Source organism: Dictyobacter halimunensis, from assembly GCF_036245075.1.
This window is the reverse complement of the sequence record NZ_BSRI01000002.1, coordinates 5881230-5898066: the sequence shown is the minus strand read 5'-3', so window position 1 is coordinate 5898066 and position 16837 is coordinate 5881230. Positions and strand designations below refer to the sequence as shown.

Here is a 16837-nt window from a genome sequence, read left to right as displayed (position 1 = left end):
GCAGGAAATACTATATATGCATATGCATTCCTGTTTCGTGACCTGGGGATAGTCGTTGTTGAGCTGATTGAAGTTTTTTTGCATTGCATCGTCCTTGAACAAGCACGTCCCTGTTTCTGTGCAGACCGAGAAAAAGGCACCAGTGCTCCATTGCCCGGCTATTAGTGTAGTGTATATGGCTCTGTCTAACATTGTCAATCTGAAATTGCGACAAAAAACACCCTATTCCTCACCTGATTCAAAGGCCCGGCCTCGAAGGCATTCCTCGACAAGGGGTTACAGTAATGTCCGCGCTCTGATCTACCATCCTACGGTTGACATCCCTGCCATTAAACGCTGCTCAGCCCAAAAGGACATCCATGATGAGACAATCAAAGAAACGTCTAACGATACGCTTGTGCTTGAAGTTGAAACAATTCAGCATAGCGCTCGCCAGCGGCGATCAATTCTTCATGGCTCCCACTCTCAATAATCCGTCCATGCTCCAACACAAAAATACGATCCGCCAGGCGCACAGTACTGAAACGGTGGCTGATAAACAATGCGGTGCGCTTTTCGATCAGAGCGCGAAAATGCTGAAAGACTTCGTATTCGGCCCGCGCATCCAGCGCACTGGTTGGTTCATCCAGGACCAAAATGTGGGCTTCGCGCATAAATGCGCGGGCCAGGGCAACCTTCTGCCATTCGCCTCCACTTAACTGGGTACTCTCATGCACATCCTTAAACCAGCGTCCCAGGAAGGTCTCATAGCCCAGGGGCAGTTTCTCAATGATCAGATTCGCTCCACTTTTGGCCGCCGCCTTTCTCACCAACTCATCATTCTCAATCTCTTCGATCCTGCCAACGCCAATATTCTCGCGCGCCGTCATCTGATAGTTCACATAATCCTGAAAAACAACCCCGATGTGCTGGCGTAGCGTCTTCAAATCGTATTCCTTGATATTTTTCCCGCCAATCAAGATGTCGCCTTCGTCCGGCTCGTACAATCTGGTCAGCAACTTGACCAGGGTCGTCTTGCCCGCTCCATTATGTCCTACCAGGGCAACTGCCTCACCCGAACGGATAATAAAACTCACCTGTCTGAGCGCGGCATGCGTTTCGGGATCCTTCCCAGGATACGTAAAACTGACATTGCGAAATTCGATTGAGAGCCCCTGGCTCTGCCTGGGATATATAAATGGCTCAGCAATGGCAGGCGAATGGATCGTTGGTTGATAGGCGAGAAATTCGAAAAGCAGATTCACATACAGGGCATTCTGGTATGTGCTGGATATACTGTTCAGCAGACTGCGAAAGTTTGACCCGACCTGGGTGGCCGTTTGTGTGTACAGCGTCAGGCCACCCAGCGTAATGCGACCGGCAATAGCCTGCAATGCCACATAAAGATAAATTCCACTGTTAGCAATACTGCTCAGATTGGACCAGCCAAAATTGGTGAAATACTGGCGCAGGGCCAGTTTTTTATCCTGCTCATAGAGCTTCGTCGCCAGATCCCAAAAACGAGCAATCAGGAAATCACTCAGGTTGAAGAGTTGGATTTCTTTATTATAGGTATCAGTGGTCATCAGGAGCATCAAATAATTCAGAAGGCGGCGCTCAGGCGACTGGCGACGCGTAAGCCGATAGCCTTTCCACCCATATTTGGTGCTAAAGAAAAACACAGGCAACGGTGTGACAAGCGCAATGAGAGCCAGCCACCAGGCCAGCTGGAACAACAGAAGGAGCAGGGCCGCCAGGGTAATCATAGTCTGGCCCATACTGAAACCTTGCATGATGATACTGGTCTGGGTCGCAGACTGATTGGCGGCCTGGCGAATGGTGTCATAGGACTCGGGATTTTCAAAAAAAGCCAGGTCAAGTGTAGCCGCCTTTTTGAGGATCTCCATCTGAACCTTATTCGATACCAACTCCTGTAAGAGGAGCTGAATAATGCTTCCCAAAGCACTCAAGAAACTGGAGCCAAGCGTCACACCAAGTTGCAGGCTAACCGGCCACCAGAGAGGTGATGCATTATGGATGCGAATAGCCTGAACAACACTGTCAACCACCAGAGCCGTAATCGAGAGACTGATAGCCGGGATAATGCCCTGTAATATATTCAGGACACCCAGAACCAGGGTCAGACGCCAACTGGTAGACCAGACCAGACGCAAAGCGCGTGGCAAACTGGCAAAGGCCAGTGGCACCTGCTTGAAGCTGAATTTCTCATCTGCTTTGAACGTTGAGCCTGTACCGAGCTTTCCCTCAAATCTCATTTGTCTCATCTGAACCTCTCCGCATTGCTCGTTCTGTTCAACACCTGAATAGATATTAGATACAATACCATATTATTCAGGACTTTCGTGCTGAATTTGCTGCACAAAAGATACAGGGGCAAATGAGTTATGGTCCCTGGCTATGAATCATAACGTGAGATATAATTACACCGATTAGTTGTTACACGCGGAAATAGTAGCATGTAGCAAAATAAAGGCGGGTAGATCGTCTTTATCTAGCCAATGTACGAGCAATAGGTGCTTGTATGTATGGAGAGGTTTTTCGATGAAATTTGGTATTTCTATTCCCAATGGTTGGACAATGAGTCTGGTGGACATCAAAGATCCTGTTGAAGCCTATGAGGCGATGACCACTGTTGTCACCACTGCCGACGAGTTAGGCTATGATTCCGCATGGGTCGTTGATCATTTCCACACAGTTCCCACTCCGACCCAGGAAGTCACCTTTGAGTGCATGATGACGCTGGCCGCACTGGCGCGCGATACCAAAAATATTCGTATCGGACAGATTGTGGCCTGTAATAGTTATCGGAATCCAGCACTGCTGGCGAAGATGGCAAGTACGCTTGATGTGCTGAGTCATGGGCGTTTAAACTTTGGCATTGGTGCTGGCTGGTACGAGCACGAGTATAAGGCCTATGGTTATCCCTATCCCGATGCGCCTGAGCGCCTGCGTATGCTGCGAGAGGCTCTTCAGGTCATCCATGCGATGTGGGAACAGGAAGAGGCTGTATTTGAAGGCAAGTATTACCAGGTGCGTGGCGCAATTAATCAGCCAAAGGGTGTCCAGAAACCACACATTCCGATCCTGATCGGTGGCGGTGGTGAGAAAGTGACGTTGAAACTGGTGGCCCAGTATGGTGATGCCTGCAATGTCAATGGCGATCTCAAAACACTGCAACATAAGATTGATGTTTTGAAGGGCCATTGTGAGAAGGTGGGACGTAATTTCTCAGATATCCGCGTGACAACGGGGGGATTTTGCACCATCGCCGATACCGATGAGGAGGCACTGGCTCAGGTACCTGAAGCAGCGAGAAAAGGTCTGAGTGATACATCTCTCGTTGGCAGCCCGGCAACGGTTCGTGATCGAATCTCCACATTGGAATCCATGGGAGTTGATGAAATCATTATTAACTTCCCCTTCCCCAGTGCGAAAAATCTGGAGCCTATGCGCCGCTTCGCTAAAGAGTTTATCGCGTAACATAGTTTATTCCCGGTTGGGCATCCTGGTAAACTTCCCCATGATACCCAACTGGGAATAACATATTCTTGATACTCTTATGATAGATTTACCGGAGGGACAATTTGTGGGTGACCGGCAAGGAATCCACCGTCAACCGGCAGAGCAACTCCGGTAATAAACGAAGCCGCCGGTGAAGCCAGGAAACAGACTGCCTCCGCGACCTCTTCTGGCAACCCGAAGCGTTGTTGGGGCGTCTTCTCCAGAAGGCTCCGCCGATATTCGGGACGTTGTAAGATGGCTGTGGTCATCGCGGTATCGATATACCCCGGACTCACAGCATTGACGCGAATATTGTATTTGGCCCATTCTACCGCAAGAACTCTGGTATATTGTAGCAAGGCACCTTTAGCGGCCGCATATGCCCCTAAATTTGGAGTGACCACATGCGAATTCATAGATGTTATATTCACTATAGCACCTGATTTCTGCTCAATCATTCTTCGCCCAATCTCCTGCGATACCCTGTAAGCACCTGTGATATTGATATTGAGGATGCGCTCCCACTCTTCTTCTGGAAATGATTCCGCCGGTAGACGTGTGTTCACGCCGGCACAATTCACGAGAATATCGATGCGTTGATGCCGCTCCCATACCTGTTTCGTGAAATGTATCACACTTTCACGATCACCCACGTCCAGGGCATAGCCGGATGCCTGACCACCATTCTTCTGAATTTCATCGGCTGTATTTTCTATCTCGGTTTCGCTTCGGCTGCCAATAACAACAATGGAGCCATATTCAGCAAATTTTTGGGCAATGGCACGGCCAATACCTCGACCGCCACCAGTAATCACGGCGATCTGATTGTGTAGTCCTCTCATAATAGAAATCCTTTCTCACTTACATGCCTCGTTGAAATAATCGCTCAAAAAGATGAAAACGCCAGATGATCCACAACCACAAACCCCAGCATACACATGCTCCTCCAATGCACACATATGCCACAAAACTCAACATTTGTAAGTTACACAATGTGCGTAACCAGGGCACGGCGATCACTCCCATAAAACTTATAGCCAGTACCAGCACTAATACCACGGGTCCCCAGTTTTTCTTCCCTCTCTCACGCTCCGCTCTCCATCGATTCGGCGGCTCCACCACCACCACCAACATCAGTCCACACAACACCAAAAACAGGATCATTGCTGTCTGCGCCAGTGGTATTGGCCCCTCACGGTACGGATTCGCGGGCACCGGCAATCTGAGCATCGCAGAAATAAAGACACCAAGGTAGACACACAGCGCCACTATCCCCATCGTCACAGAGGCAGGAACCATAAAGCCTAGTAATGACCACCTCCCCCTCTCATCCTGCACCACCCGCTCGGCACGCGCCCAATACGCCAGCGCCAGCGTTGGGACCCCGACCGTGAAAAAGGTCAGAACCGAGATCTGCCGTGGTTGAAAGGCAATCCCACCCACATAGGAGATCGAAATGAGCAGCAATGTCACTGTGGCCACACGCGTCAAAAAAAGCTTCAAAATATCTTGCATCCCGTTGCGAATACGTTGCCCTTCCTGGACCGCATAGGGCAAGGAGGCAAAGGTATCACGCAGCAAAATCACATCAGCCACCCCACGGCTCGCCTGGCTTCCACTCTGCATGGCAATACCAATGTCCGCCTGCTTGAGCGCTAACACGTCATTCACCCCATCACCAATCATGGCAACATAATGGCTGTTATCATGCAATATCTGTACCAGCCGCTCCTTCTGAGCAGGACTGATGCGACCGAAAATCGTCGCTTCTTCCACACATCGCTTCAGTTGTCCTTCATCCAGCGCATCTATGTCTGCCCCGGTCAGCGGAGGTGCCGCGATGTTCACTCCTAATTGCTGCACGATCCGCGCCACCGTCTGAGGATGATCACCCGAAATGATTTTGATCTGTACACCTAGCCGGGCAAATCTCTCCAGCGTCTCGCGCGCTTCAGGACGCAGGTGATCACCCAGGCTGATCGCTCCCAGCGGCACCAGGTTGGCAGGCAAACACTCATCTCCTCCAGTTAATACCGACTCACCGACAACCGCATCCGCATGCGCGAACAGCAGCACGCGCCGTCCCTGCATCGTCTCCTGCTCTACAAATATCCCTAAATCCATCCCAGGAACCAGCCAGGGCTGAAGCGTATCCGGGGCGCCCAATACATATAGCCCGGCCATCCCACTTCCCTCCATAACCAGCGCTCCCCACCTGCGCCTCGCGGAAAATGGAATCTCTCGCCTCACCCCGACCTCTTCCATCCCTTGCTCACTACATGCCGCTTCAATCGCCGCACTGGTCGCGTTCTGGTTCGACAGGTGCCTGCAGTACCTTCCCAATAGTCGTCGCAGCATCACTTCATCCATCTCCCCATATGGCTGCAACGCCACAAGTTTCAGCATATTCGTTGTCAGCGTTCCCGTCTTATCAGTACAGAGCACATCTACATGACTCAGCGATTCCATGGCGTTAAATCGCTGGATGAGCGCCCCTTTCCCGGCCATGCGCACCGCCCCTAAGGCATAGGCCACACTGATGGAGAGAAATAGACCATTTGGAACAATACTGATGATAACCATCGCCATCCTGACGACCTCCACCATCGGCATCCCACTTATTAATGCCGCCGCCACCTGCAGAAACTCCAAAAAAAGAGCAACACACAATAGCAGGCGGATAATGATCACAATTTCTCTCTGCAGCGGCGTTAAGGTGACTCGATACGCACGCGCCCCGGCCGTCAATCTTCCAGCTACACTCTGTACCCCAACCTGTTCCGCCCGGTAGTATGCACGACCTGCAATGCAGAAGGTCCCAGCATACAATTGGTCCCCTTCCCGTTTGGTCATGGGATCTGATTCGCCCGTGAGCAGCGATTCGTCAACTTCAATACATCCATTTCCCACCAGAGGCCCGTCAACAACTATTTGATCACCAGGGCCCAGCACCAGGATGTCCCCAACAACCAGTTCTTCCGGTTCAATAAGCTGCTCTCTCCCATCACGTAGCACCAATGCATTGGGACGCGTTAGTAAGGCAATACGGTCAAGCGTTCGTTTCGCCCTCACTTCCTGGACCAGACTGATGATCATATTAAATGAGACCACACCAACTGAGACAATGGCATCAAGGTATTGCCTCAGCAAAATAAGGGCTAACGCAATGGAAAACAGGATGATATTGACGGTGTTGAGTACATTCTCTCTCAAGATCCGCAGGTATGAACGACCCGTGGCAGGCGGAGGCACACATCCTAATCCGCGCGCACGCCGCTCCTCTACTTCATATGTGCTTAATCCTTGAATAAGGGGGCGTTGCTCTTGCATGTTCATCATTGATCTATTTCACCCAGCCTCACAGACTATTCAATGCCTTTCTTTATTTTACCAGAAAAGCTAAATCCAAAAGTCAATATTATATTTTTAATTGATTAGCTGTAAGATGTCCTGTCGCTTACCTGCATCTGCCTTCTATATATAGTTCGGCTTGCTGTGCATAGCTGCCATACTCTATACTATGACAGTTCACCATATGTCAAGCTCCATAGATATATGCAATACAAAGGTAAGCGAAAAATACGATGCCAGACCACAATATATCGGCAACGCAAAGAAAAAAGTATCAGGAGAAGGACTTTCATGCAATTTTTAGCTCTATCACTGACGGTGCATTCATCTATGACGAGCTTAGCCATATCGTATTTATGAATACGGCTGCCACCCATATTTTAGGCCTTGCCGCTGGCACCGATTGCCTGGGTCATTCATATCGAGAATATCTACATCTTGTAAAAGATGATAGTGGACAGGTCCCTCTTTCAGATAATGCCGATGACGTACTCCTTCACGCTTTACATGACCAGGAATCGGTTCCAGCCAAACCCCATCATGTTTTTATCCAACAACCTCATGGCAAGGTCGTTTGTGTGGATCTCTATTGCGCCCCAACCCTTCATTCGCCACAGCAATTGCGCCATGGCATTTGCCTGATGCACCTGGAACAAAAACAACAGAAAAATGAGAAAAGAACACAGCAGATTATTCAGGTCCTGTTCGCCTTGATGGGTCTCTTTCCTATCGGTGAGGTCGAGGATTCAGACGTTCATCTGGCGGCCGAGTTGATCGCGTCTTCCGATATGAAGGCCATTACCCAGTCTATCGTCGATCTGTTGCGCTCTCACCTGGCCTGCGATTATACCTGGCTCCTTACCTTCGATATGGCACAAGATCAGGTGCGCTTTGTGGCGATGAGTGGCTTTACGCGGGAACAGGAAGCCGCACGCCATCAGGCTGCTGCGACGTGCCCACTTTCAGAATTCATTAGTACCGCACACCTGGCTCGCCTATTAACCAATGAGATATTGGTGGTGCAGCGAGATGAACTTCCGATCCATCACGATTTACGCATGAATATGGGACCACAGACGATGCTGTGCATTCCGCTTTTTGTGTTCGATCAGGTCCTCGGTTGTCTGGTACTGGCTAAAAATGGTCGCTACGTTCGCTATTCTTCTGCGGAAATTGAGCTCGTTCGAGCCATGGCACTCCTGATCTCTCTCATTCTCAGGCAGTTTCATTTACAGACCCAGCTTTCTCGCACCCAGGCTCGTGAACAGATGTTGAGTGAGACGAATCAGCGCATCAATGAGTTCCTGGATCTGGCCAGTCACGAGCTTTTTACGCCGTTGACTATCCTGATGGGTAATCTGCAGCTGGCGCAGCGGCGCTTTCAACGTGAGCCAATGCCGGAATCCGTTGAGCAGTGGCACCTCTATCAGGCAAATATGATGCAAGTATTGGACAATATATTGCAGGGAGCTCGCATTCAAGAGCGCATGATTTATGATATGCTTGACGATTCACGCATTCAAACCCAGGCACTTACACTGCAGTTGCGCCCCTGCAATCTTCAAGAATTGGTCAAAACAACCGTAGCAGAGCAACAGGCTGGCGCCCCTGAGCGAAATTTCCAGCTCTATCTGGCCGTTGCCGACCAACCACCCATGATTATGGCTGAACCCTCGCGCATTAAACGTGTCGTGGATACATTTCTCAGACAGGCAGATGCCTATTCACCTTTGGATCGTCCGGTCTCAATCTACCTTTGCGTCCAGGATGCCGTAGCTCGTGTAGAGGTACAGGATCAAGGCTGGGGCATTCCATACGAGGAACAGGATTTGATCTGGCAGCGCTTCTATCGCTCAACCGGGCTCTCGGTTCAACATGAACTGGATCTGAGCCTGGGACTGGGACTGTATCTGTGTCGCGCATTCATTGAGTTACACCATGGCTCTACCGGCCTCGAGAGCCATCCTGGTCAGGGAGCAACCTTCTGGTTTACTATCCCCATTATTCAAGCACAAGAATAAGTTTATGCTGCCAGGTTGATTTACATCACTTTCACTCCTATGATTAATACCCAACATACCGCGTTTAGGGCCACCATGAACCAATCTCCAAAACAGCTTTTCCTGCTTCCTGCACTGCGCGTTGGTCGCCAGTCGTCAGCATCGTTGCAAACAATGCAGTGAGAAGTGGCAGCACCTCCCTCCTCGTCTGATGCCCCAACAGATGTAGAGCTTCATTCAATAAAAGATAGAGTAAGGTTCGCTCTTTCCGCTCCTGAGCACCGTGCGCTTCTCGCAACACCAGTATGGCAATCTCAGCCTCTCCTGTCTTGCGCATCCGCTCCAGCGCTAATTCCAGTATCTTTGTACGCCCGGCTCCACTCGAAGATTGTTGTAGGCACCTCATGGCCTCCATCTGATAATAGCGGCTAGTCATCGGCCAGATGATCTCCACTACCTTTTCTATATATTCATCAGGCAGATCAGCAGGCAACCTCCCTATGATCCAGGCTTGATCTTCTTCTATCCTGGTCGCTTGCAACATCACCAGCAGAGTGGGAAGCCATGTAGCTATGTGTTGGGATAGATGAGCTATCAGTATGGTGAGTAGCTTCGCTCGCCATTGGTTATTCCAATTGACCATTTCCGGTGGACCAGCATCCTTTTCTTGCTCCTGTAGCGCGAGCAAGTCTTCGATAGCCTCTATCTTCTGCGCTTCCGTCAGATATGGTGCCAGTTCCTCTAACATGCTGACCTGCTGGTTATCATATGGGAGCGTCAGCACGGTCCTTACCATTGCGGCCACCTGTTCTTGCTTCGCGTATGGCCGAAAAGCTGTAGCCGCTAGCATCCATTGTTCTGCATTGTTCATGGCTCGTATCCCTTCCCAGATCGCTGGCAGAACCTCGTTCGAGACATAAGGCAGCATAGCGGCGATGAGCCTGGCTATCGATCGCTCCGTCCGTAATTCTGATAATTCCTCCCATAATTGTGGCCAGAGCTCTGATGGTAAGCGTGGGAGAAGCCCTATCAGGGCCTGGACACGCAGCTCTTCCTGGGTAATGCCCTGGACAAGTGTAAAGAAACGCGCCATGTACTCTTCCGGCACCCGTGGCGCCAGCCTCTCTAACAATCCCCAGTAGAAGCGGGAATTGTTTGCCACCGCAACAACCTGCTCGATCTGTCCTATCTGTGCATCACGTAGATACGGAGCCAGTGTGTATAGCGCCTGCGTTCGCATTGATGCGTCATCAATATCTAATGCCGCATTCCATGCTTGCATGAAAGTGGCTTCTGGAAAGTGCGGTGCCAGCACCCTTAATAGCCACCATTGCTCGTTCTGTGCTTCATCAGCTATGATGGCATCCCACCATGCTACTGATACCTTGCTGTCTCCTAGGCGAGGCGCCAGTGCTCGCAGAATCGTGAGTTGCCTCCCCCGGTTTTGCATGGTCAGCGCGCTCTCCCAGGCAAAGCGGTAATATGCGTCTGGTATATATGGAGCGAGTGCTTCTAGAAGCTCTTCTCGCCATTGCTGGTTTGGTACCAGGAACGCCATCTCCATCAAACCATCAATCGTTTTTTCTTCTAGATGGGGCGCTGCCTTCGCCAGTATGGTGGTGTGCCAGTGAGGATGCTGGAGCGTAAATAGCAGACGTAAAAAGGTCGCAAATGCACCTTCTGGAGCGTATGGTGCCAGCGCTTCCAGAACCTGCGCTTGATCTTCTTCTGAACCCAGGTGTTCAACGCTGCTCAGGACACGCTCAAATGACTTCGAACTCAGGTGGGGTGCCAGCGCTTCCAGGCTTCGTGCTCTATGACGGGACTCATTTAGTGTTTGTATCGCGTCCAGCATCATCCTTTCTTGCTCCAGTGCTAACATTGTGTCCGGCCAGTGCAGATAGGCAATGATAAAGTCGGTACGCTCCTTTTCATCTTTGATCAGCTGGAGCACCTGGAGAAGCTCCTGGACACGCTCGCCTTTACGCTCTTCTGGCAAGGAGGAGGCCAGTACCTCCAGGACCTGGGCGCGCTTGTCCCTCCCTTTCATCCCTCTTACAATGTCCAGCGCTTTGCTAAGCCAGCCACCATGTAGACGCGGGGCCAGTTCTGTCAGTACCTGCGCCTGGTAGGCTTCGTTGAAGAAGCCTGCTGTGGTTTCTAGCGCCCGGTTCAGACGCTCGGGAGGGAGCCGCCGTCCGAGTTTGGTCAGGATGTGGGCGCTGCGCTCTTCACTGTGTACCCTCCAGGTGAAGTCAAAGATTTCGGGCAGCATGAAACTGAACAATCTCGCCAGGGCTTCGTCAGAGAGGCGTGGCGCGATGGCTAGCAGGGTCTGCAGCCGCTCTTCCCGATCTGTCATTGCCTGAAAGATGGTGCTGATATCGTATTGCATGCCCACTAACATACTCTGCAGGGGATCATCGACTTCCGCCAGTACCCAGACGCAGTAGCCTGGATCGTCGATGGTGCGCAGGACTTCGAGCCAGCGTGAGACAAGCTTTTCGGGGAGATAGGAGCCTGTCACGGCCAACAGGTTGGCCCGGCATCCTTCATCCCATATGTTTTGTGCTCGATCCAGTACGCGCTCTATCTGCTCTTCTTTTAATCGCGGCAGGAGCGTCACTAAGATGGCGGCACATTCTTCGTCGCTCTTCATCGCCAGTACGACCTGGAGCAATTCGGGCAGCAGTTCGTCAGGTATGTGCGGAATCAGCGCCGTTAGGAGCTGGCCCTTTGCTCTTTCATCCCAGAGCATTTGAGCCTCTCGCAGGGCAAGCTTGAGCTGACTGCCCTCGTTACTCTCGTTACTTTTTAAATAGGGGGCAAGCTTGATCAGTGCTTCAATGCGATAGTCGTGATCGTCAATGTTTCGCTCCAGTTCCCAGGTCATCGCGAGCGCTTCTGCCCTCCATGGCTGCGGCAGGTAGATGATGAGCTCGGTCAGCAGGCGCATGCGGGCCAGACCATCCAGGATATCATTGGCTTGCTGAAGGATGGCGAGCAAACCATTTTCTGGCAGATGGGGCACCAGTGCGATCAGCACAGGAATCCTGTACCTTTCTTCCGCAATCTCCCCGACCAGTTCTAAGAGCTTTTGCCGCTGCGCCGAACTGCTATGTGCGGCGAACCCCTCATAGGCTAAGGCGCGATACTCTTCGTCCTCGATCTCTTGCGCCAGCTCGGTAGCGTTTTCCTGCAATGCTGGAAACGCGGCCAGACGGGGGGCCAGTTCGGCCAGGATACCGGCTCGGTCGGCTTCGTCTTCGATGGCCCGTGCGGCATCCAGAACCTGGAAGAGCAGGTCTTCTGATAGGCCGGGGGCCATAGCGATGATGGCGTCAAAGCGGGCGTATTCGTCTTTGATGCTCAAGACAGTGTCGAAGGCTTCGTGCAGGATGTCTGTGCGCACCGGTTCCTGTACATAAGGGGCAAGGGCCACCAGCTCCAGCCCCCTCGTCGCCAGGTCAGGAATCAGACGCAGGCAGGCCAGGCCCTGCGCGGGCGTCCAGGTACCTGTCTTGACCGCCTCTAACATAAGCTTCGCCGAGATGCCGCTGGTCATGCTGTTGATGCTGACCTGGCACAGCAGGCTGCGGACTTCTCCTCCAATATAGGGAGCGATCTTCCCATCCTGGGCGGCAGCTCGATCTTCCCGTTCTATGGCCCGCCAGGCGCGATCTACGTCTCCCAGAAAACCGGCCTGGGCGCGATCCAGCTTTTCCCAGGCACGCCGCCAGCCATCGCTAACCAGGGTGAGCAGGGTGGCGGCGTCGGACTGCGCCCGCTCCAGGTGCGCACCATAGTATTGCACGATGTAGGGTGAAGCTCGTTCAGGCGAGAGGCGAGCTTCGTTGAGGGCCGCCAGCGTGTGCGCCCCCCAGTCCAGAAAGCGCTGCTCGACGTCTTGCCTCTCGGCTGCGCTGAGCCGTTCTTCATAAAAATAGTTTGCCAGCCTCGGATGGCTGAAGACATATCCCTGGTGGATACCATCGCCGGTGACGAAACGGGCCAGCGGCGATAGGTGCTGCTCCAGTTCGTCACGGCTAAATGGAGCGTCCTTTACTACCAGGCTTATGATGTCTCGTTTACTGAGCGGACCCAGTGCGCAGGCCAACAGATTTAAGACGAGCTGGACCGCCGCTTCCCGCTGTGGCGCTTCCTGCTGCCATAGCTGGCGCTGCTCCTTCCACCAACGCTCAAAGTAGCCCTCCAGGCCGGGATGGATGGCCCGCAGGTCTTGCTGTGTGAAGTGCATGACCGCGTCGCCGCGCTTCCACAGGTCGTCCACATAGAGCCTGATGAGTAGAGGATCGCCTTCGCTCAGCCGGTAAAGCTCGGCGATGATGTCGAAGCGGGCGCTCAGCAGGTCCAGGGGAAAACCCATCTGCTGCAGAACATTGGCAATCCCTGAACGGTCCAGTGGCATGAGTTCCAGAGTCCTGGCCAGTCCCGCTCGCGTCCACCCCAGACGCTGCAGCCAGCTGTCCGCTCCCTGGTCATTGGCCAGCGAACGCGCTGATAGGATAATACGTATACCCTCTGGTGGCCTGTCGGGAAAAAGCCCGGGACCAGCGCTCCAGTCGGCCGCTTCGTCTATCCCATCCAGCACCAGCAAGAGCCTGCGTCCATCGGGGAGCGGACGCGCTATGTAATCCCTGAACAGATTACGCCAGAATTCTTCCGATAGATTGGGATCTTGCGGGATCTGCTCTCCATGCAGAGTGGCAAGCAGCGTCGCCAGCGCGGGAAAGGTGACGATCGCCAGGTTGGTGCGAAAGCGAATGCTGACTGGGAAGTAGACGATCGCCAGTCCGTTTCGCTTGAACAATTGCAGACACCAGCGCAGGAGCAGTGCCGATTTTCCCCGTCCCGCTGGCGCCGCCAACAACAAATAAGGGGCCGCAAGCTCATCTGCAAGCCACCCATCCAGTTGCTGGAAGTCGCGTTCCCGTCCTCCAAATGGAACCGGCTGTGCTGGCTTCCCGAGATACTCCACCAGAAAATTCTTTACCCGCGTCACCGCGTCCGTTGGTAGCGCCCGTAACCCCTGCGTGAAGGTATTTATAACCTCGTTTAGATAATTGCCCCTCAACTGCTGATAATCATCCATCTAACAATTCGCGTGATGCGGGTCCCCCTCGGTTGACCCATGGGGAGGAGCATCACGCACTCCTTCCGTAGCGGTACTCATAACCATCTACCCGATGCAGACGGCGCATATATTTCGGATGAATATCGATCTTCCCTAAAATGAATGATGGTCGATAGCGAATGGCGATACGCCCCTGAAACGTCCCTTTCGGCGTGACCGCCTTGACGATATCACCAGTCCGGTACCCGAGATAGGTCCCTTTTCGGCCTTTGTGTTGCTTGGGAAAACCGAACTTATCGGTAACGCACATTTGTCGTCGCCCATGTCCCGTCGCCCGAATGAGCAATGGATGGATCTGATCGATCTTCAACACCTCCGGGGTACTTTTGCCAACGCAAGCTGCATCACCCCAATGCGTCTTGGCCATCTTGCGCTGGGACCGATTAAACTTGGTCAGTCCGCCCGAACCGGTTTCTACCGGTACCCCCGTCACTTTGAGTCGATCCAGGAGCGTCCACCGCGTTGCATTCACAGCAGCGGCATCCTTGAGCGGATGGCGTGCCTGCGCCAGAATTGTCTCCAGGACGGAGGGTTTCTTCTTGAGGAAAACCCGAATATCCTGGGCCCCCTTTGCTGTGTTGCACTTTTCACAGGCCAGGGTCAAGTTGCTTATCCGGTTCGTGCCACCGTTGGCACGCGGGTGAATGTGCTCAACCTGTAAAGGACGATCCGTCGCTCCACAGTAGGCACACGTGCGCCCCCACTTCTCGAGCAGGTATTCTCTCACCTCGAAGCCCATGAGCGTCCCCTGCTGGTATTCAACGCCTGTGATCTCCGGGTTCTCCATCAGTTGCATGTCGAAGCGGACTAACTCCATACTCATCGCGGTGATGGCACAGAGTCGTGAGAGTCGCTTGACCCAGGTCAGCACATTGGCGATACGGCTGAACAAGGATGGGGGAAGCCACCCTTTGGGGACTCGACGATTCTGCCATCTCGCTTGGCGATAGCGGGCCTTACGTCGTCTCCGCGAGCGTCGAACGACTCTGCGATCATCCAGGCTGGCTTTAATGGCCTGTCCCCGATGCGAGAGTTCAGCGGCAAAGACCACCTGGCCTGACGCATCGTTGACAAGCGCGATTCCCGTCGTTCGGGAGCCTGGATCGAGCTTGAGACGCAACGGGTGGACAACCGGTTCAACAACTTCGGTTTTCAGGATGATCGTGAAGGGGAAGCGCCTCCACACAGCGGCCTTTCCTTGTGACAATAAGCGTCGTGCCTCTCCCGGATGAACCGGGTTAAGTGGCTTCTTTGTGGTATCAAGCAGGAATACAGAGGACATCGTTGATTGCTCCTTTCAGAGCCTCCCGTTGCCGGGGTAATGTGTGCCTCGTCAATGTTCGAGAGGGTTTGGCGTCAACCGCACGTCCTTCACCCCGTACAGATGTTTAACGGCTGACCGTAGCGGGCAGGGCTGGCATGCACCCTGCCGTACCTATTTCCTCCCGAACGGAGCCTCTATTTCAAGGCTGAGACTGGTCAGGTGCGGGCTTGCTTTCACAAGCCCCCGCATTTATGCGTGGGGTCCCTGACGGTCAAACGTCCCTCCATGCAAAATATTCAATTACAATATTGCTGCATAATATTGCCAGCAATTTCTTCTTACATCTAAAAATGCTATTTATTCCATAAATTTTAACATACACTTCAATATATTTGCCAATATCTTTATAGCCCGTCACAACGTGTCCGTTTTGTGTTGGCGCCTGGGGCGCGCAGATGCGCGCCCCAGGCGCCAACACACCAGATCAGTGCGGCCGCGCAGCGGACGCCCGTGCGGGGGCTCTCACCTGTCCTCTCTGATCTTATCCACAGCATAAGCGAGTTCTCCACAAGTCATCCACAGCATTCGTCAGCAACGTGTGGATAACCCGCTAGGCAAATTATGCTCTCCTCAACTATACTTTTCTTATCAGAGAAGTACCTGACACTTATGTTCACATTTATAACTTATATATGTTTTCGCGTCTTCAACACCTATCTACCTGTTTAAAGGTATGGCAGCCGGAGCGCGGATGCGCCCCGGCTGCCATACCTTAATATTAGTGCGGCCGCGCAGCAGACGCCCGTGCAGGGGCGCTCACGCTGACCAGTAACACAAAAGTAAAACCCATTCACGGAATGGGTCCGATGCATCCATTCGCGAAGGAGCACATATATGTCTTCATCCATGGGATTCCCTCGGAGCGCCTTGCGCCATCGTCCAATCTATTCCTATGCAGAGGCAGATATCCCGGCCTGGGTTCGTGCTTCTCAGCAGCTTGGCAGGCGCCAGCGTGCATGGTTTCATTCACTACCCGGCTCTTCTATACTCTTGCGCATGGCCGCGCGCTTCCCATCGGCCTCGCTGGCGACACTGGTTGGCCTGGGGATGGCGATCGCGCTGCTCACCATCCTGCTGGCACAGTGGCTGGGAGGTTGGATCTCGCTCACCAGCGATGATCTGCACTATGGCCGACCGCGTACCTTTCAAACCGACGCTTTTGTCGGCCACGAGCAGACGGGCCAGCCAAGCCATTTTGTCGCGCTCAATATTAAAGGCCAGATCGAGGTTATTGAGCTTCCCGGCAACGATCCGGTTCATGCGCGTATCTTTATCGGGCCTCGCCTCACGGGCTCCCATGTTGAACTCGTTCCCATTACGCTGCAGTTTACCTCCTCCACCCATACCCGCTACCCCGATATGCTGCTCCATATCGGCCCCAATACCATCCTCTTCCGCAATACCCATACCGGCTTCCAGCTTCAACCCTAAAATAACAAGATCCGGGGGAATGATCTCCCCCGGATCTTTCATCCGGCTCTGACTTCAAGCCACGCAATATTCATA

The 16837-nt window shown here is 52.8% G+C and carries 7 protein-coding genes and 1 pseudogene; 3 read left to right on the top strand and 5 right to left on the bottom strand.

Features of this window, described 5'->3' with window-relative positions:
- Positions 1–383: 383 nt before the first annotated feature.
- Entirely contained in the window at positions 384–2264 is a 1881-nt protein-coding gene (locus tag AABA21_RS38685) for an ABC transporter ATP-binding protein (protein ID WP_338258419.1), read from the bottom strand.
- A gap of 277 nt (positions 2265–2541) precedes the next feature.
- Between AABA21_RS38685 and AABA21_RS38680 the strand changes: the two genes are divergently transcribed.
- Positions 2542–3480: an LLM class F420-dependent oxidoreductase gene (locus tag AABA21_RS38680; protein WP_338258417.1), complete on the top strand. Its 939-nt coding sequence runs from the start codon at positions 2542–2544 to the stop codon at positions 3478–3480.
- A gap of 77 nt (positions 3481–3557) precedes the next feature.
- Here the strand turns inward: AABA21_RS38680 and AABA21_RS38675 are convergent, their stop codons facing one another.
- Positions 3558–4343, bottom strand: a complete 786-nt coding sequence (locus tag AABA21_RS38675; RefSeq protein ID WP_338258415.1) for an SDR family NAD(P)-dependent oxidoreductase — start codon at positions 4341–4343, stop codon at positions 3558–3560.
- A 19-nt stretch (positions 4344–4362) separates the two neighbouring features.
- Complete coding sequence (locus AABA21_RS38670) at positions 4363–6831, bottom strand: HAD-IC family P-type ATPase (protein ID WP_338258413.1); 2469 nt, start codon at positions 6829–6831, stop codon at positions 4363–4365.
- 254 nt (positions 6832–7085) lie between these two features.
- Between AABA21_RS38670 and AABA21_RS38665 the strand changes: the two genes are divergently transcribed.
- A complete protein-coding gene (locus AABA21_RS38665) occupies positions 7086–8873 on the top strand; it encodes an ATP-binding protein (protein ID WP_338258411.1) in 1788 nt (595 codons plus the stop codon).
- 64 nt (positions 8874–8937) lie between these two features.
- On the opposite strand, the gene AABA21_RS38660 is transcribed toward AABA21_RS38665, so the two are convergent.
- On the bottom strand, positions 8938–13965 hold the full coding sequence (locus tag AABA21_RS38660; RefSeq protein ID WP_338258409.1) for an NACHT domain-containing protein: 5028 nt from the start codon (positions 13963–13965) through the stop codon (positions 8938–8940).
- Positions 13966–15289, bottom strand: a pseudogene (gene iscB / locus AABA21_RS38655) (RNA-guided endonuclease IscB).
- A gap of 876 nt (positions 15290–16165) precedes the next feature.
- Between iscB and AABA21_RS38650 the strand changes: the two are divergent.
- Positions 16166–16762: a hypothetical protein gene (locus AABA21_RS38650; RefSeq protein WP_338258407.1), complete on the top strand. Its 597-nt coding sequence runs from the start codon at positions 16166–16168 to the stop codon at positions 16760–16762.
- Positions 16763–16837 lie beyond the last annotated feature (75 nt).

Coding starts and splice junctions, on each gene's coding strand:
- AABA21_RS38670 (WP_338258413.1), bottom strand. CDS start 6,831: ATGCAAGAGCAACGCCCCCTTATTCAAGGATTAAGCACATATGAAGTA.
- AABA21_RS38675 (WP_338258415.1), bottom strand. CDS start 4,343: ATGAGAGGACTACACAATCAGATCGCCGTGATTACTGGTGGCGGTCGA.
- AABA21_RS38680 (WP_338258417.1), top strand. CDS start 2,542: ATGAAATTTGGTATTTCTATTCCCAATGGTTGGACAATGAGTCTGGTG.
- AABA21_RS38660 (WP_338258409.1), bottom strand. CDS start 13,965: ATGGATGATTATCAGCAGTTGAGGGGCAATTATCTAAACGAGGTTATA.
- AABA21_RS38650 (WP_338258407.1), top strand. CDS start 16,166: ATGTCTTCATCCATGGGATTCCCTCGGAGCGCCTTGCGCCATCGTCCA.
- AABA21_RS38665 (WP_338258411.1), top strand. CDS start 7,086: ATGCCAGACCACAATATATCGGCAACGCAAAGAAAAAAGTATCAGGAG.
- AABA21_RS38685 (WP_338258419.1), bottom strand. CDS start 2,264: ATGAGACAAATGAGATTTGAGGGAAAGCTCGGTACAGGCTCAACGTTC.